11 protein-coding genes and 1 pseudogene are annotated in these 20,745 nt (G+C 71.9%); 5 read left to right on the plus strand and 7 right to left on the minus strand.

Translation table 11 applies throughout. The features are described 5' to 3' along the window. Positions 1–147: 147 nt before the first annotated feature. Both ACFYX0_RS41475 and ACFYX0_RS41480 read right to left on the minus strand, forming a co-directional pair. Positions 148–429: a helix-turn-helix domain-containing protein gene (locus ACFYX0_RS41475; protein ID WP_311700605.1), complete on the minus strand. Its 282-nt coding sequence runs from the start codon at positions 427–429 to the stop codon at positions 148–150. 194 nt (positions 430–623) lie between these two features. Next, positions 624–2,135 (minus strand): aspartate aminotransferase family protein, encoded by a 1,512-nt coding sequence (locus ACFYX0_RS41480; protein ID WP_388979417.1) that lies wholly within the window; start codon positions 2,133–2,135, stop codon positions 624–626. A 358-nt stretch (positions 2,136–2,493) separates the two neighbouring features. Between ACFYX0_RS41480 and ACFYX0_RS41485 the strand changes: the two genes are divergently transcribed. Beyond that, positions 2,494–3,009 (plus strand): flavin reductase family protein, encoded by a 516-nt coding sequence (locus ACFYX0_RS41485; protein WP_388979420.1) that lies wholly within the window; start codon positions 2,494–2,496, stop codon positions 3,007–3,009. 123 nt (positions 3,010–3,132) lie between these two features. Next, on the plus strand, positions 3,133–4,020 hold the full coding sequence (locus ACFYX0_RS41490) for an NAD(P)-dependent oxidoreductase (RefSeq protein WP_388979422.1): 888 nt from the start codon (positions 3,133–3,135) through the stop codon (positions 4,018–4,020). 98 nt (positions 4,021–4,118) lie between these two features. On the opposite strand, the gene ACFYX0_RS41495 is transcribed toward ACFYX0_RS41490, so the two are convergent. Beyond that, positions 4,119–5,042 (minus strand): NAD(P)-dependent oxidoreductase, encoded by a 924-nt coding sequence (locus ACFYX0_RS41495; RefSeq protein ID WP_388979425.1) that lies wholly within the window; start codon positions 5,040–5,042, stop codon positions 4,119–4,121. 59 nt (positions 5,043–5,101) lie between these two features. On the opposite strand from ACFYX0_RS41495, the pseudogene ACFYX0_RS41500 reads away from it, so the two are divergent. Both ACFYX0_RS41500 and ACFYX0_RS41505 read left to right on the plus strand, forming a co-directional pair. After that, positions 5,102–5,437, plus strand: a pseudogene (locus tag ACFYX0_RS41500) (MerR family transcriptional regulator); the annotation flags it as partial. 255 nt (positions 5,438–5,692) lie between these two features. Continuing rightward, positions 5,693–6,916 carry a cytochrome P450 gene (locus tag ACFYX0_RS41505; protein WP_388979427.1) on the plus strand — a complete coding sequence of 408 codons (1,224 nt, stop codon included), beginning with the start codon at positions 5,693–5,695 and terminating at the stop codon, positions 6,914–6,916. A gap of 73 nt (positions 6,917–6,989) precedes the next feature. On the opposite strand, the gene ACFYX0_RS41510 is transcribed toward ACFYX0_RS41505, so the two are convergent. From ACFYX0_RS41510 to ACFYX0_RS41525, 4 genes are all read right to left on the minus strand, one after another. Further along, on the minus strand, positions 6,990–8,483 hold the full coding sequence (locus ACFYX0_RS41510; protein WP_388979430.1) for an aldehyde dehydrogenase family protein: 1,494 nt from the start codon (positions 8,481–8,483) through the stop codon (positions 6,990–6,992). A gap of 117 nt (positions 8,484–8,600) precedes the next feature. Then, positions 8,601–10,067: a flavin monoamine oxidase family protein gene (locus tag ACFYX0_RS41515; RefSeq protein WP_388979433.1), complete on the minus strand. Its 1,467-nt coding sequence runs from the start codon at positions 10,065–10,067 to the stop codon at positions 8,601–8,603. A gap of 88 nt (positions 10,068–10,155) precedes the next feature. Beyond that, positions 10,156–11,334 (minus strand): acyl-CoA dehydrogenase family protein, encoded by a 1,179-nt coding sequence (locus tag ACFYX0_RS41520; protein WP_388979436.1) that lies wholly within the window; start codon positions 11,332–11,334, stop codon positions 10,156–10,158. Positions 11,335–11,562: 228 nt separating this feature from the next. Then, entirely contained in the window at positions 11,563–11,958 is a 396-nt protein-coding gene (locus ACFYX0_RS41525; RefSeq protein WP_388979438.1) for a YybH family protein, read from the minus strand. Between the two features lie 424 nt (positions 11,959–12,382). Here ACFYX0_RS41525 and ACFYX0_RS41530 point away from each other — a divergent pair. Further along, on the plus strand, positions 12,383–20,745 hold an 8,363-nt coding region (locus tag ACFYX0_RS41530), incomplete at its 3' end, for a type I polyketide synthase (RefSeq protein WP_388979441.1).

Raw genomic sequence — 20,745 nt, forward strand, 5'->3', positions numbered from 1 at the left:
TCGGCCCGCGCCACCGACAGGCCCGCCCGCCGGTGGGCGGCGCGGCCCCCGGGGGCGGGGGGCGCGTTGTTTGGGGGGGGGGGGGGGGGCCCCCCCCCCCCCCCCCCCCCCACCACATCCCGGCCGACGGCGGCTCCGCCGGAACGCTCAGACCTGGATGGGCAGGTGCTCCCGGCCCCACGCGCCCAGCGGCTTGAGTGCCTCGTTGAGCGCGACGCCCTGCGGAGTCAAGGAGTACTCGACGCGCATGGGCGTGACGTCGTAGGTCTCACGATGCACGATCCCGTCCGCTTCCAGCTCCCTCAGGTGCTGGATCAGGACCTTCTCGCTGACGTCCGGAATGGCGCGCTTCAACTCACCGAATCGTCGGTGCTGTTGGGTGAGCGCCCACAGGATGACCACCTTCCACTTGCCGCTGATGACTTCCATAGCGGCGTCCAGCCCACAGTGCGTCGGCCTGAGCCTCACGCTCAAGATTGCACCCCCGCAAGTGCTTGTGGAGACATGAGTCTTTACTTGATCGATCCTGTTATGCTAAAGCGTGGTGGTCACGGTGGCACAACCGGATTCTCGGCCAACCAGGCAGCGTGCGGCCCCCGAAGGAACTCCGGTGCACGGTCTGCTCATGCGGGACCGAAGAATGCCTCCTCGTCCTGGTCGTCGAGCCGTGCGCACACATCACGCAGGGCCCTTTCCAGAGCGTCGATCTCACCGTCCGTCAGATATATCGACGGTTCGAACCGCAGGGTGTTGACGGCGCTGGCCGTCGGGAAGGTGCGAATGCGGTGCGCACGCAGCAGATAGCCGGCGACGACGTAACCGAGCAGGTCCGACCGGGCGGCCTCGCGCAGCCGGGGAGCCGCCGCTCCTGACAGGTCACGGAACTCCAGGCCCAGCATCAGCCCCTTGCCCCGTACCTCCTTCAGCACCTCCGGATGGGCCTTGATGAGCGAGCGGAACAGCTCGACAAGCCGCGCACCGCGCTCCGCGGCCTGACGGTAGGCCTGCCCGTCACGATCCTCCAGCACGTCCAGCACGGTGTGCGTCACGGCGAGGGACAGACCGTCCTTGGCGAAGGTCGAGGTGTGCACGAGTCCGAACTCCCGGCGGAACCGCTCGCCGCGGATCAGGGTGAGGGCGGTCTTCGCGATGCCGCCGCCGAGGCCCTTGGCCAGGGTGTAGTAGTCGGCCCGCAGTCCGATGAGGGAGCTGGCGAAGAACGCGCCGGTGCGTCCCATGCCGCTCTGGATCTCGTCGACCACGATCGGGCAGTCGAGTGCCGCGCACGCCTCCCGGATCCGTCGCGCCTGCTGCTCGGTGACTTCCTTGATGCCGCCCTCGCCCTGGATCACCTCCATGAACAGCGCCGCGAACTGCGGGAAGTCCCGCTCCACCACGCTCACCCGACCGTCTTGGAGGCGGAGGTCGAGCAGCACGGCCCGCTCCTCTTGAGCGATCTTGGTGATGGCCTCGGGCTGGTCGGCGGGTACGAACCGGGCCTGCGCGGCCATGGCGCCGAACGGTGTGCGGTACGCCGGGTTGTGCGTCAGCTGGACACTGCCTACGAGCTTGCCGTGGAAGGAGCCTTCCAGGGCGAGGAAGACCGGGGGGCGCGCCGCGACGGCGGAATTGGCCACCCGCACCCGCTCCGCCAGCGCGTCCACGTCGCCGTCCGCGTCGTCGGACGGCACGGCCGTCCCCGCCCGTACCGCCTCGCGTGCCTGCTCGACGTGCTCGGCGATCTCCTCGAGCAGTGCCCGCAGCCGGAGTTGCCGGTCGAACTCCGCGTGCTTCAGGGCCACTTCGACGGACTCGGCGCCGCTGTTGGAGAAGACCCCGTAGTACGGCTCGGCGGTGTCGAACTCACGGCGGACGATGTCGTTCAGCCGGGCGACCACGCGGCCGGCGGCCGGTTGCCGGGATGCCTGGCCGAGCACGGGACGGCGGGCCCGAAGGAACGATTCGACGGTCGCGACGACCTCGGGGTGGTTGTGCCCGAGGACGAGGGCACCGTAGCCGCCGGCGTAGTCGACGACGGGCACCTCGTGCCCGGTCTCGTCGAGGAAATAGAGCGTGTTGCCCTCGCCGCGGACGTACTCGACGTCGATCCCCAGGAGGGTCAACAAATCCTGCATCGCGGGATCCGCAAGGTCGGACTGCGGTGACGGAGAATTCATGCCTGTCCTATCTGCGCCGTCGACTGTGGTGGGAAAGCGGGCGGGCCCGGGCGGTGGGTGCAAAGGGAAAACTCCGCCGCGGGGCACGGGCCATGCCGGGATTTTAGGAGAGCGTTTCCAACGACCGGTCATGCGCCGGTAAGCGCGCGCTTCCGCCGTACGCGTTAGTACTGCGTTACCTATCGATGGACGGCGCCTGTGCCCGTGCTGGATACCGTGACGGCGGCCTGTCGCGGTCGGCACCGGGGCGGCGGTGAACCCCCGTGCCGTCCGGCGGACGCCGACCGGCGGCGCACGTCGACATGGGAAGGATGACATGCGTTCTTCGCTGCGTGAGGTGATGTCCCGGTTCGCCACGGGGGTGACCGTGGTGACCGTGGGCGGTGAGTACGTCCACGGCATGACGGCCAACGCGTTCACCTCCGTGTCGCTCGACCCGCCACTGGTTCTGTGCTGTGTGGCGCACAGCGCGGTGATGCACGGCGCGATCAGCGCCGCCGAGCGGTTCGCGGTCTCCGTGCTGGGAGCGGAACAGGAGGCGGTGGCCCGGCACTTCGCGGACAAGAACCGGCCACTCGGCTCCACCCAGTTCGCCGACGTGGACTGGCGGCCCGGCCCGCTCTCCGGGGCGCCGCTTATTTCCGGCGCACTCGGCTGGCTGGAATGTGCATTGGACCGCTCTCACGAATCCGGGGACCATACGATATTCCTCGGTTCGGTACTTGATGCCCGGTGTGGTGACGAGGGGCCCGGACTCCTTTTCTACAACGGCTCCTTCTGTTCGGTCGACGCCGCCGGTCCCGCACCGCATCGGGTGCGCACTTTGCAGTAAGTACTTGAGCGGCATTCAGGCCCCGGACTACGTTGAGAAACAACTGCTTAAGCGTGAGTCGCCGTACCGGTGGCTCCCGGGGCATGCCCTTCTGAAATCCGATATGTGTCAAGGAGTGTGATCGTGGTGGCCGGTGTGAATCGTGCGCCCGTAACGGTGATCGGCCTCGGGATGATGGGGGCGGCCCTGGCGGGTGCCTTCCTGAAGGCGGGGCACCCGACGACCGTGTGGAACCGTTCCGCCGGCAAGGCCGACGCCCTTGTGGAACAGGGGGCGAGCCTTGCCGCGAACGTCGGCGAGGCGGTGGCCGCCGGTGACATCGTGGTGGTCTGTGTGGTCGACTACGACGCCATGCACGCCATTCTGGACCCGGTGGGCGACGCCCTCGCCGGAAAGGTCGTGGTCAATCTGACCTCCGGCCTGCCCGAGGACGCCCGGGAGGCGGCCAAGTGGGCCGAGCGGCTCGGCGCTCAGTATCTCGACGGCTACATCATGACGGTCCCGCCGGCCGTCGGACTGCCGCAGACCCTGCTCTTCTACGGCGGTTCGAAGGAGACCTTCGAGGCCCATCAGGACACGCTCAAGGTACTCGGCGGCAACAGCGTCCACCTCGGCCCCGACGCGGGCATCGCCGCCCTGTACGACCTGGCCCTGCTCGGCATCCTGTGGTCCACGCTGACCAGCGCACTGCACGGCTTCGCGCTGGTCGGCAGCGAGAAGGTCCCGGCCGCGGCGCTGCTGCCGTTCGCCGAGGCGTGGATCACGCATGTCGCCCTGCCCAGCATCAAGGGAGCGGCACAGCAGGTCGACGCCGGGGAGTTCGCGACCAACATCTCGACGGTCGGCCTGAACGCGGCCGGCCTGGTCAAGATGATCAAGGCGAGCGAGGCGCAGGGCATCCGCCCGGACCTGATGGTTCCCATCAAGGACTTCCTCGCGAAGCGGGTCGCCGACGGCCACGGCGCCGACGCGCTCGCCAGCATGATCGAGGTCATCCGCAACCCCGAATAACGACAGTGGTGCGCACGGTCTTCAGGCCGGTGCCCGTCTGGTGGGCGCCCGGCACGGCCCTCCCCCCGCCGTGCCGGGCGCTCACGTTCACCCGGCAGTCATCCGGTCCGGGCGGCCAGAACCTTCGCCAGCCGGGAGAAGCCCTGGTCGCCGTGGCCGGCGTTCACCTCGCGCCGAACCAGCCGCCAAGCGGCGTCCAGGACATCGGCGTTGAGGCCGCGGGTGCGGGCGGCGCGCAGCACGTGCTCCATGCCCGCGGACGCCGACCGCAGGCTGGAGCGGTCGCCCGGGTGCCGGCCCTGCACGATGCGTTCCGCGTAGCCGACGACGATGTCGGGCAGTTGCCGCATGCCCGCCTGCGCGAACGGGGCGAGGCTCGTGGCCGGGATGCCCTCGGTCTCGGCCAGCGCGAAGGCGTGCACGACACCGCTCATCGCGGTCCAGAACAGGTCCAGCAGGGCGATGTCGTGCGCCGCGGCCCGGCCCGGGTCCTGGCCGAGGTACACCCCGGTGCCGCCCAGGGCCTGCAGCGTCCGCCGGTGTGCCGTGTGGACCCGTTCCGTGCCGCTGTAGAGCACCAGCGCGTCGGGCCCGCCGATGGCGGTGGTCGGCGACATGATCGCGCCGTCGAGGTAGTCGATCCCGCGCGCGGCCGCCCAGGCCGCCATCTCACGGGCGCGTTCGGGCGCGTCCGCCGTCAGGTTCACCACCGTACGGCCGATCAGGTACGGGGCGACAGGACAGACGACGCTGCGCACCACGTCGTAGTCGAGCATGCACACCACCACCAGCGAGCTGGCGTCCACCGCCGACAAGGGGGTGGCGGCACGGATGGCACCACGGTCGACCAGGGCGTCGGCACGGGACGCGGTGCGGTTCCACACGGTGGTGGGGTGGCCGTGGCGCAGAAAGGCATCGGCCAGCGCCTGCCCCATCGGGCCCAGGCCCAGGACCGTCACCGGTGGCGGCGGTGGGTCGGCCGGGCAGTCCGGCCGCTGCTCCGAGAGCTGATTGGACGTCATAGGGCCGACCGTAGAACCTGACGTCGGGGTGAGAGTCAACCGGAAGGGCGGAGAAGACAGTGCGGATCGGTGAGCTGGCCAGACGGACGGGAGCCACCCACCGGGCCCTGCGGTACTACGAGGAACAGGGACTGCTACGGCCGTCCCGCAGGCCCAGCGGCTACCGCGAGTACGGCGAGGAGGACGTGGCCACCGTCGGCCGGATCCGGGTCCTGCTGGCCGCGGGACTGAGCACGGCGGCCATCGCGGAGCTGCTGCCCTGCATGAACGAGGAACGCCCCGACCACGTCCCGGTGTACGGCGAACTGCGTTCGGCCCTGGACGGCGAGCGCGAGCGGATCAGGGGCACCATCGAGGACCTGACGGCGGCGCTGTCGGTGCTGGACGGGGTCATCGCCGGCCTGCACCAGCTCCGGCGTCCGCAACGCCGTACCGTCGCCCGTCCCGTGGCGGCGAATCCCACCGTCTGGCGCAGGCCCGTACCGGTGCGGTCCGCCGTCCCGGATCGCCCGGCCGGGTGCGGGAGCGGCGGCAGAACGAGCGGTGGACCGGCGGTTACGGACCGTCCATAGCCTGAGGCCCGACAGACACCAACCCCTTTGCCCACCTCCTGGAGGCAGCCCGTGTCCGCTCCGTCCTGTCCTTATGCGATGGACCCCTCCGGCCGCGACATCCAGGGCGAGGCCGCCCTGCTGCGCGAACGAGGTCCGGTGACCCAAGTGGAGCTGCCCGGCGGGGTCGTCGTCTGGGCCGTCACCGACACCGCGACCATCAAGAGCCTGCTGACCGACTCGCGGGTGTCGCGGGACACCTACCAGCACTGGCCCGCCTGGGAGAACGGCGAGGGTGAGCTGGCGCAGACCTGGCCGCTGGCGATGTGGGTGGCCGACCGCAACATGATCACGGCCTACGGCGAGGAGCACAGTCGGCTGCGCAAACTCGTCGCCAAGGCATTCACAGCACGCCGCACCGCCGCGCTGCGGCCCCGGGTGGAGGCCATCACCGCCGAACTGCTCGACGCGATAGCCGACAAGGGCCGGCACGGACCGGTGGACCTGCGGGAGGAATTCGCCTACGGGCTGCCGACTCAGGTGATCTCCGAACTGCTCGGCATTCCCGACCGGATGCGCGACGAACTGCTCGGCATCATCGGCGCCTGGATGACCAACCAGGTCTCGGCGGAGGAGGTCGCCGGCTACGAGCGCCGCGTGTACGAACTGCTCGCCGAACTGGTCGCCTTCAAGCGCGCGGAGCCTGCCGACGATCTGATCAGCGCCCTGATCACGGTACGGGACGACGACAACGGGTCCGGGCTCACCGAGCGCGAGCTGGTGGACACCATCCTGCTGACGTTCACCGCCGGGCACGAGACCACGGCCAACCTGATCGATCAGGCCGTCCACGCCCTGCTCACGCATCCCGGCCAACTCGCCCTGGTGCGCGGGGGCGAGGCGGCCTGGGAGGACGTGATCGAGGAGGCGCTGCGCCTGGAGGCGCCGTTCGCCAACCTTCCGCTGCGGTATGCGGTGGAGGACATCCAGGTCGGTGACGTGACGATCGCCAAGGGCGACGCCATGATCATCTCCTTCGCCGCGGCCGGACGTGATCCCAAGGTGCACGGGGAGACGGCCGACCGGTTCGACATCACCCGCGCCACCCGCAAGGACCACATCGGCTTCGGACACGGTGTGCACTACTGCCTCGGCGCCCCGCTGGCCCGGCTGGAAGCGGGCGTGGCGCTGCCCGCGCTTTTCGCGCGCTTCCCGGAGATGGCGTTCGCCAAACGGGCCGAGGAACTGCTGCCGTTGGAGTCGTTCGTCTCCAACGGGCACCGCGAGCTTCCGGTACGCATCGGGACCCCCGCCGCCGTGTGATCCTCGCCGCGACGTCCGGACGGCCCGCCGTACGCAGCCGCTCAGGCTTCGTGGGGCGGGCCGTCCGCCGCGTTCACTGCGGGTCGTAGACCGTCCAGACGGTCTTGACCTCCAGATAGGCGTCCAGGTTGGCGCGGCCCATCTCACGGCCGATGCCGGAGGCCTTCATGCCGCCCCAGGGGGCCGCAGGGTCGCCCAGCGCCCATCCGTTCACGTAGAACATGCCCGCCTTCACCCGCGCGGCCAGCGAGTGTGCCTGGCGCAGGTCGCGTGTCCACACGCCGGCGGCCAGTCCGTAAGCGGTGTCGTTGGCCAGCGTCACGGCCTCGTCCACGTCGTCGAAGGGCGCCACGACGAGCACCGGGCCGAAGATCTCCTCTCGGCTGATCCGCATGTCCGGGTTCACCTCGGTGAAGACGACCGGACGCACGAACCAGCCGCCCGCCGGTTCGGCGGGCGGTACCTCGCCCGCCAGCAGCGTGGCTCCGGCGGCGATGCCGTCCTCTATGTAGTCCCGCACCCGGTGGTACTGCTCGGCCGAGACCAGTGGGCCGTAGCCCGTCGAGCGGTCCAGTGCCGGGCCCACCGGAGCCTGCCGTGCCGCAGCGGCCAGCCCCGCGACCACGTCGTCGTACAGGCCGCGGTGGACGTACAGCCGCGAGCCCGCCACGCAACTCTGACCGCTGTTGAAGTAGATGCCGTCGAAGGCTCCCGCGATCGCTGCCTTCACGTCGGCGTCCGCCAGCACGATGTTCGGGCTCTTGCCGCCCAGTTCGAGGGTGACCCGCTTGAAGTCCGCGCCCGCGCGTGCGGCGATCTCCCGGCCGACGGCGGTGGAGCCGGTGAAGGCGACCTTGTCGACGCCCGGGTGGGCCACCAGCTCCGCGCCGGTCGTGCCGTCGCCCGTCAGGACGTTGACGGTGCCGGGCGGGAAGCCGGCCTCGTGCACCAGCTCCGCGAGCCGCAGCGCTGTCAGCGGGGTCTGCTCGGCCGGCTTGAGCACGATGGTGCAACCGGCGGCCAGCGCGGGCGCCAGCTTCCAGGCGGCCATCATCAGCGGGAAGTTCCACGGGATGATCTGGGCGCACACGCCGACCGGCTCCAGCCGTGTGTAGCACAGCGTGCCGGGCGCCATCACCGGGATCGTGCTGCCTTCCAGCTTGGAGGGCCAGCCGCTGTAGTAGCGGAAGTGCTCGACCGCGGCGGGGATGTCCATGGCCTCGTTGACGACGACCGGCTTGCCGCCGTCGATCGCCTCCAGTTCGGCCAGCTCGGGGGCGTGCCGCTCGATCAGGTCCGCCAGCCTGGCCAGCAGCTGTCCGCGGGCGGAGGCGGGCAGTCGGCCCCAGTCGCCGTCCAGGGCCGTGCGGGCCGCGGCCACGGCGGCGGTGACGTCGGCGGCGCCCGCGTAGGCGACTTCGGCGAGGTGCTCGGAGCTGGAGGGGTCGTACGTGGAGAAGGTCTTGCCGTCTGCTGCGGGCACGAAGTGGCCGTCGATGTAGAGCAGATGGGGACGGGCCAGGAAAGCCGCGGCCTCCTGACCGAGAACGGCGGATGCGGATCTCACGGCGGTACCTCCGGTACGGGGTCGCTGGTGGACAGGGGCGTGGAACGACGGGAACCGGCCGCCGGTGAGAGAGGCGGCCGGTTCGCGGCGGAGCGTGTGGAGATGGGTGACGGTTGGTCAGCGAGTGGACGCGGCCAGGGTGGTGACCTGTTTGGCCGCGGTGATGCCCGACTCGACCGCGCCGTCGATGTAACCGCTCCAGCCAGTGGCGATGTCACTGGTGGCGAACGCGACCCTGCCGCGCGGCTGCTGGATGGTGCGGTACGGACCGGTGAGCATGCCCGGCTGGCGGCAGGCCCAGCCGCCGAGCGAATAGGGATCGGCACCCCAGTACTGGACCTTGGTGTCCAGCACCTTGATGCCGGGGACCATCTGCTGGAGCACGCTCTGCACCTTGCTCGGGTTCGTCGCGTCCAGGGTCGGGTCAAGGCAGAACGCGAACATCAGCGTGCTGCCGTCGGAGAGCCGGCGCTCTGGGATGGTGGTGGAGAGCGGGAAGCCTTCCTGCGGGCCGGCGATGAACGTGCCGGCGCTGCTGTTCGTGACCCGCATGAAGATCTTCTTCACGTTGGGCGCGCCGATGCCGGCCGTCGAGACACTGGTGTACTCGCTGGGCAGGGCGGGGGAGAACGTTATGGTCTTCCAGAGGTTGACCGGCACGGCCACGATCACATGGGGTGCGGTGTAGTTCTTGCCGGACTTCGTGGTCACCGTGACGCCGTTGCCCGAGTCCGTGATCTTGGCGACCGGGCAGTTGAGGACCAGGTCGGCGCCCGAGTCCTTCAGCATCGCCTGGAGCAGGGCCACCGTGCCGCCCTGCAGCCCGTAGGTGTTGATGCTCTGGTAGCCCTCGTACGTGTATCCGGACAGGGCCCAGGACTGGGCGAGCATGGTGTAGGCGCCCCGCTTGCTGGAGCCGCCCGACAGGCCACCCGTGGTGCCGTTGATCAGCTTCAGGTCGTCGGCGGACAGCCGCATCTGGTCGAGGCGGTCCTGCATGGACAGCTTGTCCGCGTCGTTGAGCAGGGCAGGCTGCGCGAACGGCTGGTACGGCTGCGGGAAGAGCTGCTGGACCCCGTCGAAGAACGGGGTGAACACCGACTTGATGCGGGCGGAGGCGTCCGCGATCGGCACGACGGCGAATCCGTTGCCGCTGGGCAGCACGTAGTTGTCGATGCTTCCGCCATCGGCGACGGTGGCGATGTTGTAGCGCTTTGCCTCGGCCCACACGTTGGGCTGCTTGGGGTCCACCGCCCCGCCGCCGAGCTCGATGAGCTGACCGGCGTAGTCGGAGGTCCAGGTGCGGCCGCCGATGCGGCCCCGGGCCTCCAGGATCAGCGTCTTGAGGCCCTTGTCCTTCAGTTCGCGGGCGGCGGTGACGCCGGCGTACCCGGCGCCCACCACGATCACGTCGTACGGGCGGGACGCCGCCTCCGAAGCGGCGTCCGCGGCGGCACGGGCGACCCCGGCGGTCACCCCGGTCGCGGAGGCGGCCAGTACGGCCGCGCCCGCCGTCCTCAGGACGGTACGGCGGGAAGCCGTACGCGTGCCGGAGTGCTGATCATGTATCTGGTCGTTCTTCACGTTCCCTCGTTCATGGATAGTTCGGATCGAAGATGGGGCCAAACGTGTGGGGGGTGACGTGCCGGGGCCGGGGGCCGTTCGGCACGGGTCAGAGGTAGAGGCTGTCCGGGTCGAGGCCGAGCAGCATCCGGCCGTGCAGCTCCAGGTTGGTGAAGGGCGTCATCATGCCGTGCCGGGTCAGTCCCTCCAGGTCGCGGTGGAAGCGCTGGAAGTGCTGGCCACGGGCGAGCGCGGAGGCGCCGCTGACGTCGTGGAGTTCCTCCACGGCCTCCTTCACCAGCAGCGTGGCGAGGCCGCCCCGGCCGCGGACCGTCACGCTGTCCTCGACGCTCGGGTGCAGGCCCGCGTCCGCCCGTTCCTGGAGACGGCGGACGAAACCGGCCGAGAGGACCTCGGCCGCGGTGATCTTGTTCGCGGCGGTGGCGACCTTGATCTGGGTCAGCGGGTGCTCCCGCTGGTCCGCCCAGTTGGTGTAGGCGATCGGCTTGCCGGGCAGCCGCTCGGTGAACGTGTCGTACGCGCCCTTGGCGGCGCCGATGAAGACCGCGACGGACAGGGCGGCGACATAGGTGATCAGCCCGTAGTTTCGGCCGGTGGCCCCGGTGTTGGACCGGCCCGTGGTGGTCCCGGTCACCAGGGCCTCGGCTCCGACCACCCGGCGCGCGGGCACGAACACGTCCGTGGCCGACGAGGTGAAACTGCCGGTGCCGATCGCCGCGGAGACGTCCCAGTCGTCGGCGATCTGGAACTCGCCCATCGGCACCAGGGCGTACAGCGGCTCGGGCGTGCCGTCGGGGTGCTCGAGGATGCCGGCCACCAGGTTCCAGTCCGCGCCCTTGCAGCCGGTGTTGAACCCCCAGCTGCCGTTGAGCACATAGCCGCCGTCGGCCGGGGTGAACAGGGCGGTCGGCGCCAGTCCGCCGGAGGCGCGCACCGCTGAGGAGACGTAGACCTCCTTCTGCACCTCGTCGGGGTACAGCGACGCCACCCAGGCACCCTCGATCCAGGCCGCGGCGACCCAGCCTGTCGAGGCACAGCCGCGGGAGATCTCCGTGACCACGGCGAACTGCTCGGCGATCGAGGCCTCCAGCCCGCCGAAGCGATGCGGTACGCCCAGCCGGAACACCCCTGCCTTCTCCAGCAGTTCGATGTTCTCGTCCGGTATCCAGCGCCGGTCCTCGGCCGCCGCGCCGTTCTCCCGGAGTTTCGGGACGAGGGCCGTCACGGCGTCCAGGACGGCCGCCGTTCCGGCATCGGACTCGGTCATGTGCGTCTCCCAGGGCTGTTGTTGGCGATGAGATTGGTCGGCCGCCCGTGAATCCAGTGCGGATCCGGGATCGGGGAAGATCCTGGCGGGGCCCGGTCACTGCGCGGCAATCGGCGTTCGGCGCCCGGCTGATGACTGCCCGATGACCGCGCGATGACCGGACGATGGGCGTCGGTCGCCGACCCGGAGCGGTGCGGTGCGGTGGGATTCCGGGGGTGTTTCCCCAGGTCAGCTGCTCTCGCCGAACGGGTTGTCGATGGCGAACCGCCACTCGCCCTCGGCACCGCGCCGGAGCACGTCGAGCCCCACGCCCTCCAGGTGCTCGGTACCGCCGTCCGGGGTGGGGATGTCGATGGCCCAGTCCACGACCAGCAGCGCGGTGGTGTTCGTGACATGGGACTCCCGCAGCGTCGCGGTCATCCTCGGCTTCTGCGCGATGAACTCGGCGAGGGCGGCCTTGCGGGCCGCACCCGTGAGCGGGTTGCCCGGTTCCCACACGGAGACGGCGTCGTCGGTGTACATCGCGTTGATCGCGTCGAGGTCGCCCGAATTGAACGCCTCCACGTAACGATTTCCGTGTTCCTCGGCTGCCTTCACGAGGTCCGGGCTGATCGAAGTGGCCATGGAAAGTGGTCCCTTTCTCTGCGCCGTTGTGTCGTATGTTCGCGGAATGCAGGCCGCGGTTTGCGGAATATTTCTCGCGGCCCGCGGAATGCGTACCGCGGAGTGTCGAATGCGGTGAGCGGGCCCGTCGTGCGCGCCGGGAATCCGCCGGCGCGGCGTGTGGCTCGAAGTTACCGAGGGCTCGCCACCGTGCTCTCATCGCCGGGCAACGCCCCGATCACTCGAGTCCGCCACCGCGGTGATTACCGCTGTGTGACCGGGCGTTGAGACGGCACGGGCAGACTGGCGATCACTTGATTCACCCGTGTTCGCCTTTCTGAATTCTCCGCATGCGTGTCATACGCATCGGTCGTCGGTCCATGGGGGTCTGGCAATGCCGGGAAAGAGGGAAATCGCTGTCGTCGGGATGTCCTGCCGACTGCCGATGGCGTCCGGACCGGAGGCGTTCTGGGAGCTGCTGCTGAGCGGCGAAGGCGCGTTCACCGAAGGGCCGCACGGCCGACGCGGCGGATTCCTCGACGGTGTCGGCGATTTCGACGCGGCCTTCTTCGGTATCTCGCCGCGCGAGGCGGCCGTGACGGACCCGCAACAGCGTCTGGTTCTCGAACTCGCCTGGGAGGCACTGGAGGAGGCCGGCATCGTCCCGGACACGCTGCGCGGCAGCCGTACGGCCGTGTTCGTCGGCGCGCTGCGCGACGACTACGCCAACCTGCTGTACCAGCACGGTACCGAGGCCGTCACCCAGCACACCATGACCGGCCTGAACCGCGGCCTCATCGCCAACCGGGTGTCCTACTTCCTCGACCTGCACGGCCCGAGCCTGACCGTCGACACCGCCCAGTCCTCCTCGCTGGTCGCCGTCCACCTGGCGTGCGAGAGCCTGCGCACCGGCGAAGCCGACACGGCGATCGCGGCCGGGGTCAACCTGAACGTGCTGGCCGAGAACACGGTCACGGAGGAACGTTTCGGAGCGCTGTCACCGGACGGGGAGAGCTACGCCTTCGACGCCCGGGCCAACGGATTCGTGCCCGGCGAAGGCGGCGGAGTGCTCGTCCTCAAGCCCCTGGAACGGGCGCTCGCCGACGGCGACCGGATCCACGGGGTCCTCCTCGGCAGCGCCGTCAACAACGACGGAGCCACCCCGGGGCTGACCGTGCCCAGCACCACCGGCCAGGAGCAGGTCCTGCGCCGGGCCTACGAGCGCGCCGGGGTGGACCCGCGCACGGTGCAGTACGTCGAGGCCCACGGCACCGGCACGCCGGTCGGCGACCCCGTCGAGGCCGCGGCGCTCGGCGCCGTGCTCGGCAGCGGGCGCGACGCCGGCGACCCCCTGCTGATCGGCTCCGCCAAGACCAGCGTCGGGCACCTGGAGGGCGCGGCCGGCATGGTGGGACTGCTGAAAGTGCTGCTCGGCCTCGAGCGGCGGGTGCTGCCCCCCAGCCGCAACTTCAGCACCCCGAACCCGCGGATCCCGTTCGCCGACCTCGGCCTGCGGGTCCAGACCGAGCCTTCCGACTGGCCGCATCCCGACCGTCCGCTGATCGCGGGCGTCAGCTCCTTCGGCATGGGCGGCACCAACGGCCACGTCGTGGTCGCCGAAGCACCCCGGACCGTCCCCGCCGCCCCGCCGACCGCCGACAGGACATCCCCCGTCGTCCTGCCATGGGTGGTCTCCGGTCGCGGCGGGGACGCCCTGCGCGCCCAGGCCGCACGGCTGCACGACCTCGCGGCCGACCCGCAGGCGCCCGAACCCCTCTCCGTCGGCTGGTCCCTGGCCGCGACTCGCACGGCCTTCACCGATCGCGCGGTCGTCCTCGCCGAGGGCCGCGACGGGCTGCTGCGGGGCCTGCGTGCCCTGGCCGACGGGCAGCCGTCACCGTACGTCGTGACCGGCACCACGCGCCCGGGCCGCCTCGGCGTCGTCTTCACCGGGCAGGGCAGCCAGCGCACCGGCATGGGCACGCAGCTGTACGAGGCGTTCCCGAGGTTCGCCGAGGCCTTCGACGAGGTGTGTGCCCACCTCGATCCACTGCTGCCGCGCCCGCTGCGTGAGGTGATCGTCTCGGGCGAGGCACTGGACGAGACCCGCTTCACCCAGCCTGCCCTGTTCGCCGTCGAGGTGGCCCTGTACCGGCTGGCCGAGTCGTGGGGAATACGACCGGGCCTCGTCGCCGGTCACTCCGTCGGTGAGGTCGCCGCCGCCCATGTGGCGGGCGTGCTCGCCCTGGACGATGCGGCCCGGCTGGTCGAGGCCCGAGGCCGGCTCATGCAGGAGTTGCCCGCCGGCGGCGCGATGGCCGCCGTGGAGGCCGCCGAGGACGAGGTCGCCGCGCTGCTGGCCGGGCGGGAGCACGAGGTGGGCCTCGCCGCGGTCAACGGCCCCACGGCGGTGGTCGTCTCCGGCACCGAGGAGGCCGTGGCGGACGTCGCCGCCGCACTCGCCGCACGGGGGCGCAGGACCAAGCGGCTGCAGGTCTCGCACGCCTTCCACTCCCCGCTGATGAACCCGATGCTGACGCGGTTCCACCAGGAGATCGAGGCGCTGGACTTCCACGAGCCGCGCCTCCCGGTCGTCTCCACCGTCACCGGCGCGACCACGACGGCCGACGAACTGTCCACCCCCGCCTACTGGGTGGAGCAGGTGCGCCGCCCGGTCCGGTTCGCCGACGCGGCCCGGACCCTGGAGGCCCAGGGCGTCACCACCTACCTGGAGCTCGGCCCCGACGGCGTGTGCGCCGCCATGGTGGACGCCTCGGTGCGCGACCGGGAGGCGGCCGTGGCGGTGCCGGCCCTCAGGGCGGGCCGCCCCGAGGCGCAAACCCTGGTCACCGCGCTCGCCACGCTGTTCGTACGCGGTGGACAGGTCGACTTCACGGCCGCGTACGAGAACAGCGGCGCACACCGCGTCGACCTGCCGACGTACGCGTTCCAGCGCTCCCGGCACTGGATCGACGACGCCGTCCGGCGCCGCGTACCGCTGCCGGAACCCTCCTCAGACGCGCCGCGGCGCGACACCGTACCGTCCGGCGCGACGGGAGAGTTCGGCGCACGCCTGGCAGCGCTGCCCGAGACCGAGCGCCGCCGCACGCTCACCGACACCGTCCGTGCGCACATCGCCGCGGTCCTGGGCCTTGAGACGGATGACGACGCGGGCCGGCGGATCGGCCTGGACGCCACCTTCGACGACCTGGGCTTCGACTCGCTGATGGCCGTCGAACTGCGCGACGCGCTGGCCACGGCGACCGGGCTGCGGCTGCCCAGCGGCCTGCTCTTCGACCGGCCCACACCGGGTGCCGTCGTCGACCACCTGCTGGCCCGGCTGCTGGGCGGGGCCGACGGCGACCACGACCCAGACGGCGCCGCCGCAGCGACCCGGCACGGCGACGACGAGCCCGTCGCGATCATCGGCATGGCCTGCCGCTACCCCGGAGGAGTCGCCTCACCGGAGGACCTGTGGCGGCTGGTCGCCGACGGCGTGGACGCGATCTCCGGGTTCCCCACCGACCGAGGCTGGGACCCGCACCTGTACGACCCCGAACGCCCCGGCGGCAGCTATGTCGACCGCGGCGGATTCCTGCACGACGCGGGCGAGTTCGACGCCGCGTTCTTCGGCATCTCGCCGCGTGAGGCCCTCGGCATGGACCCGCAGCAGCGGCTGCTGCTCGAGACGGCGTGGGAGGCCGTCGAGCGCGCGGGACTGGACCCGCGCTCCCTGCACGGCAGCCCTACCGGCGTGTTCGTCGGCGGCACCGCGCTCGACTACGGCCCCCGTATGGACGAGACGGGCCACGGCGTGGAGGGACATGTCCTGACCGGCAGCACCGCCAGCGTGATGTCCGGCCGCATCGCCTACCAGCTCGGCCTGACCGGCCCGGCCGTCACGGTCGACACGGCGTGCTCGTCGTCCCTCGTGGCGCTGCACATGGCGGTGCGCTCGCTGCGCTCCGGGGAGTCCTCGCTGGCCCTGGCGGGCGGGGTGGCGGTGATGTCGGCGCCGGGGATGTTCGTGGAGTTCTCCCGTCAGCGCGGGCTTGCCGCCGACGGACGCAGCAAGTCCTTCGCCGCGTCCGCCGACGGTACGTCGTGGGCCGAGGGCGTCGGGCTGCTGCTCGTGGAGCGGCTGTCGGACGCCCGACGGCACGGGCACCGGGTCCTGGGCGTCATCCGCGGCACGGCCGTCAACCAGGACGGCGCCTCCAACGGCCTGACCGCGCCCAACGGCCTGTCCCAGGAGCGGGTGATCCGCCAGGCCCTTGCCGACGCCCGGCTGACCGCCGGCGACGTCGACGCCGTCGAGGCGCACGGGACCGGCACCACCCTCGGTGACCCCATCGAGGCCGAGGCTGTCCTCGCCACCTACGGGCAGGGCCGGGACAGCGCCGCGCCGGTGTTCCTGGGCTCGCTGAAGTCGAACATCGGGCACACGCAGGCCGCCGCGGGCGTGGCAGGCCTGATGAAGATGGTCGAAGCGATGCGGCACGGCGTTCTGCCGCGCACCCTGCACGTGAACGCGCCCACCCCGCACGTCGACTGGTCCTCCGGCGCCGCCGAACTGCTCACCGAGGCCAGGGCATGGCCCGAGCGGGACCGCCCGCGCCGGGCCGCCGTGTCGTCGTTCGGCATCAGCGGCACCAACGCCCACGTCATCGTGGAGCAGGGCGATCCCGACCCGGTCCCGCCGGCCACGGAGGTGTCGGCACCGGTGCCGTGGGTGGTCTCCGGACGGGACACCAAGGCGCTACGAGCCCAGGCGGAACGGCTGCGCGACCACCTGCGGGAGCAGTCCGGGCCCGGCCCGGCCGACGTCGGTCTCTCCCTGGCGACGACCCGCACCGCCTTCGAGGAGCGGGCCGTGATCACCGGCACCCGCACCGACGACCTGCTCGCGGGGCTCGACGCCCTCGCCCGGGGCGAGGACCATCCCCGCCTGACGCGCGGCAGCGCGGCCCGCGCCGGGCGTACGGCGATGCTGTTCACCGGGCAGGGCGCACAGCGCGTCGGCATGGGCCGCGGACTGTACGCCGCGTTCCCGGTCTTCGCGCGGGCCCTGGACGCGATCTGCGCCGAACTGGACCCGTATCTGGACAGGCCGTTGCGTGCGGTGATGTTCGGCGACGACGAGGCGGACGGAGCCGATGCCGAGGCGGGAGCCCGTCTGCTGCACACCACACGCTACGCCCAACCCGCCCTGTTCGCCTTCGAGGTCGCCCTGTACCGGCTGCTCGAACACCACGGCATGACCCCGGACGCCGTCGCGGGCCACTCCATAGGCGAGCTGGCCGCCGCACATGTCGCGGGCCTGTGGTCCGCGGCGGACACGGCCCGGCTGGTCGCCGCCCGCGGCCGGCTGATGCAGGCCGCTCGGGAGGGCGGCGTCATGGTCGCCGTCCAGGCGAGCGAGGCGGAGATGACGGACGCTCTGGCGGGCCGCGAGGACCGGGTCGCCGTCGCCGCGGTCAACGCCCCCGACTCCGTCGTGATCTCCGGGGACGCCGACGCCGTGACCGAGGTCGCGGAGCACTGGGCGGCCCGCGGCCGCAGGCAGCGCAGGCTCACCGTCAGCCACGCCTTCCACTCCCCGCACATGGACGAGGTGCTCGAGGAATTCCGGGAGACGGCCGCCGCCCTGACGTACCGCACGCCGGTCGTCCCCCTCGTGTCCACCGTCACCGGACGGCTCGCCGGCCAGGACGAACTGCGCTCGCCGGAGTACTGGACACACCAGATCCGCCGGGCCGTGCGCTTCGCCGACGCCATCGGCACCCTCCACGACGACGGCGCGACCGTCTTCGTCGAATGCGGCCCCGACGCCGTCCTCACCGCCCTCGCCGCCCGCTGCCTGAGCGAACGGACGGCCCCGGCCGACCGAACGGACAGCACCGACCGAGTCGTCACCGTCGTACCACTGCTCCGCCAGGGCCGCCCCGAGGCGGACACCCTCGTCCACGGCCTCGGGACCGCCCATGCCGCCGGCGGCCCGCTCGACCCCGCCTCCTTCTTCCCGGGCGCCGCGCCCGTCGGCCTGCCGACCTACGCCTTCCGTCGCGAGCACTTCTGGCTGGCACCCCGCTCCGACGGCGACCCCCGCCGCCTCGGCCTGGACCCCTCCGCACACCCGCTGCTCGGCGCCGCATTCGACATGGCGGGACGCGACGAGTCCGTGCTCACCGGCCGCCTGTCCCTGGCCGACCAGCCCTGGCTCGCCGACCACACCGTCGGCGGCACCGTCCTCGTCCCGGCGACCGCGTTCCTGGAGCTGGCCGTCGCCGCCGGCGACCGCATGCGGACGCCGTACCTGGCGGACCTCACCCTTGAGGCACCGCTCGCCCTGACGAACCAACATGCGGTGCAGATGCAGATCGTGGTCGACGCGCCGGACGCCCACGGCACCCGCCCGTTCACCGTGCACGCCCGCCCCGAGACCGGCGAGGACGCGGCGCACCCGTGGACCCGGCACGCTTCAGGCTCCCTCGACCCGGCGCCCCCGCCCGCCGACCCGGCCACGGCACTGCGTCCCTGGCCGCCCGCCGACGCCCGGCGCGAGCCGCTCACGGACGTCTACGACCGCCTCGCCGCCGCCGGATACGACTACGGGCCCGCCTTCCGCTGCCTGCACGCCCTGTGGCGGGGCGCCGACGGCGATTTGTACGCGGAGGTACGGCTGCCAGGCGACCAGACCACGGCCGCCGCCGCCTTCGCCCTCCACCCGGCGCTGTTCGACGCCGTGCTCCACCCCCTCGTCCTGCACGCGGCACAGGACACGGCGCCGGGCGAGATCCAACTGCCCTTCGCGTGGACCGGCCTGGCCGTGCAGGCCGTCGGCGCCACCTCGCTGCGCGCACGCATCTCCACCGACGCACGCACCGGCACCACCGCGCTCACCCTCGCCGACGCGACCGGCGAACCCGTCGCGGCCGTCACGTCGCTGATGCTGCGCCCGGTCGACCGGGAACGGCTCACCGACGCGGCCGCGGCCGACGCCCGGGAGCGGCTGTACGCACTGCGCTGGCCCACCGTCCCCGCCCCCACGGCCACCGCGTCCTGGACCGAACTGGCCGGTGACGCACAGGACTTGGCTGCGGCGTACGGCACCGAGGCCGCCGTCGTCCGTGTCGGTGCGCGCGAGACGGGAAGTGGCCGCACGGCCGATGAGACGGTACGGACCCTGCGGCTGGTGCAGCGGTGGCTGGCCGACGAGCGGCTCGCCGACGTCCGCCTCGCCGTGGTCACCACCCGCGCCGTCGCCGCCCTGCCCGGAGAGGACGTGCCCGGCCTGGCCTCGGCCCCAGTGTGGGGCCTGATCCGCTCGGCGCAGTCCGAGCACCCCGGTCGGCTGAGCCTGATCGACCTGGACGACCCGGCTGACGGCGAGGCGCTGATGGCCGCGCTGGTCCTGGGGGAGGAGCAGGTCGCAGTCCGAGAGGGCCGGCTCCATGTGCCGCGCCTTGCGCGGGCCGAAGCCCGGACGGACACCGATGCGGTGACGGGGACCAGGACGCCGCTCGGCGCCGAGGGAACCGTGCTCGTCACGGGCGGTACCGGCGGTCTCGGCGCGCTGCTGGCCCGGCATCTGGTGACCGCGCACGGCGTACGCCGGCTGCTCCTGGCGAGCCGCCGCGGACCGGACGCGCCGGGCGCCCGCGATCTGGCGTCGGAACTGACCGCGCTGGGCGCCGAGGTGACCGTGGCCGCCGCCGACGCCGCCGACCGCGAGGCTCTCGCGTCCCTGCTGGCGCAGCTGCCCGCCGAGCACCCCCTGACCGCCGTCGTCCACACCGCGGGCGTCCTCGACGACGCGACCGTGGAGTCCCTCACCGAGGACCGGCTCCGCGCGGTCATGCGGCCCAAGACCGAGGCCGCCCTGCACCTCCACGAGCTGACCCGGGACCTCCCGCTGACCGCGTTCGTGCTGTTCTCCTCCGTCTCCGGCGTCGTCGGCACCGCGGGGCAGGCCAACTACGCCGCCGCCAACGTCGGGCTCGACGCTCTGGCCGCGCACCGCCGCGCCCATGGGCTGCCCGCCCTCTCCCTCGCCTGGGGACTGTGGGACACCGCCGACGGCATGGGCGGCTCGCTCGGCGCGGCGGACCTGGCCCGCTGGGCCCGTGCCGGCTTCGCACCGCTCACCCCCGAGCAGGGCCTCGCCCTGTTCGACCGCGCGCTGGCCGACGGGCGCGACGCCCTGCTCGTACCGGCCCTCCTGAACCCGGCCCGGCCGCGCACCGGAGCCGGTCCGACGCCCGCAGTCCTGCGCGGCCCGGTCGGCCCGGCCGCAACGCCTCCCGCGCGCCGGACCGTGAACATGGCCGACGCCTCCGCCGGCGGCGACACCGCCTGGCGGGACCGCATGGCCCGACTCCCCCGCGAGGAACGGCGGGACGCGGTGCTCGACCTCGTGTGCACCGTGGCCGCCGAGGTGCTCGGGCATACGGACCGCGCCCGCGTCGTCCCTGACCGGGCGTTCAGGGACATCGGCCTCGACTCCCTCGGAGGAGTCGAACTGCGCAACCGGCTCGGCAACCGGACCGGGCTGCGGCTGCCCGCTACTGCCGTCTTCGACCACCCGTCGCCCGCGGCCCTCGCCGGCCACCTCCTCGACCGGATCACGGCCCCGGCTTCTCCTGCTGTGCGGGCGACGGTCGTGGCGTCGTCGGACGAGCCGATCGCGATCGTGGGGATGGCGTGCCGTTATCCGGGTGGTGTGGCGTCGCCGGATGATCTGTGGCGGTTGGTGTCCGAGGGTGTGGACGCGGTGGGGGAGTTCCCGGTCAATCGGGGCTGGGATGT

Origin of the sequence: Streptomyces sp. NPDC002573, assembly GCF_042889625.1 — a bacterium.
GTDB classification, from domain to species: Bacteria; Actinomycetota; Actinomycetes; order Streptomycetales; family Streptomycetaceae; genus Streptomyces; species Streptomyces gibsoniae.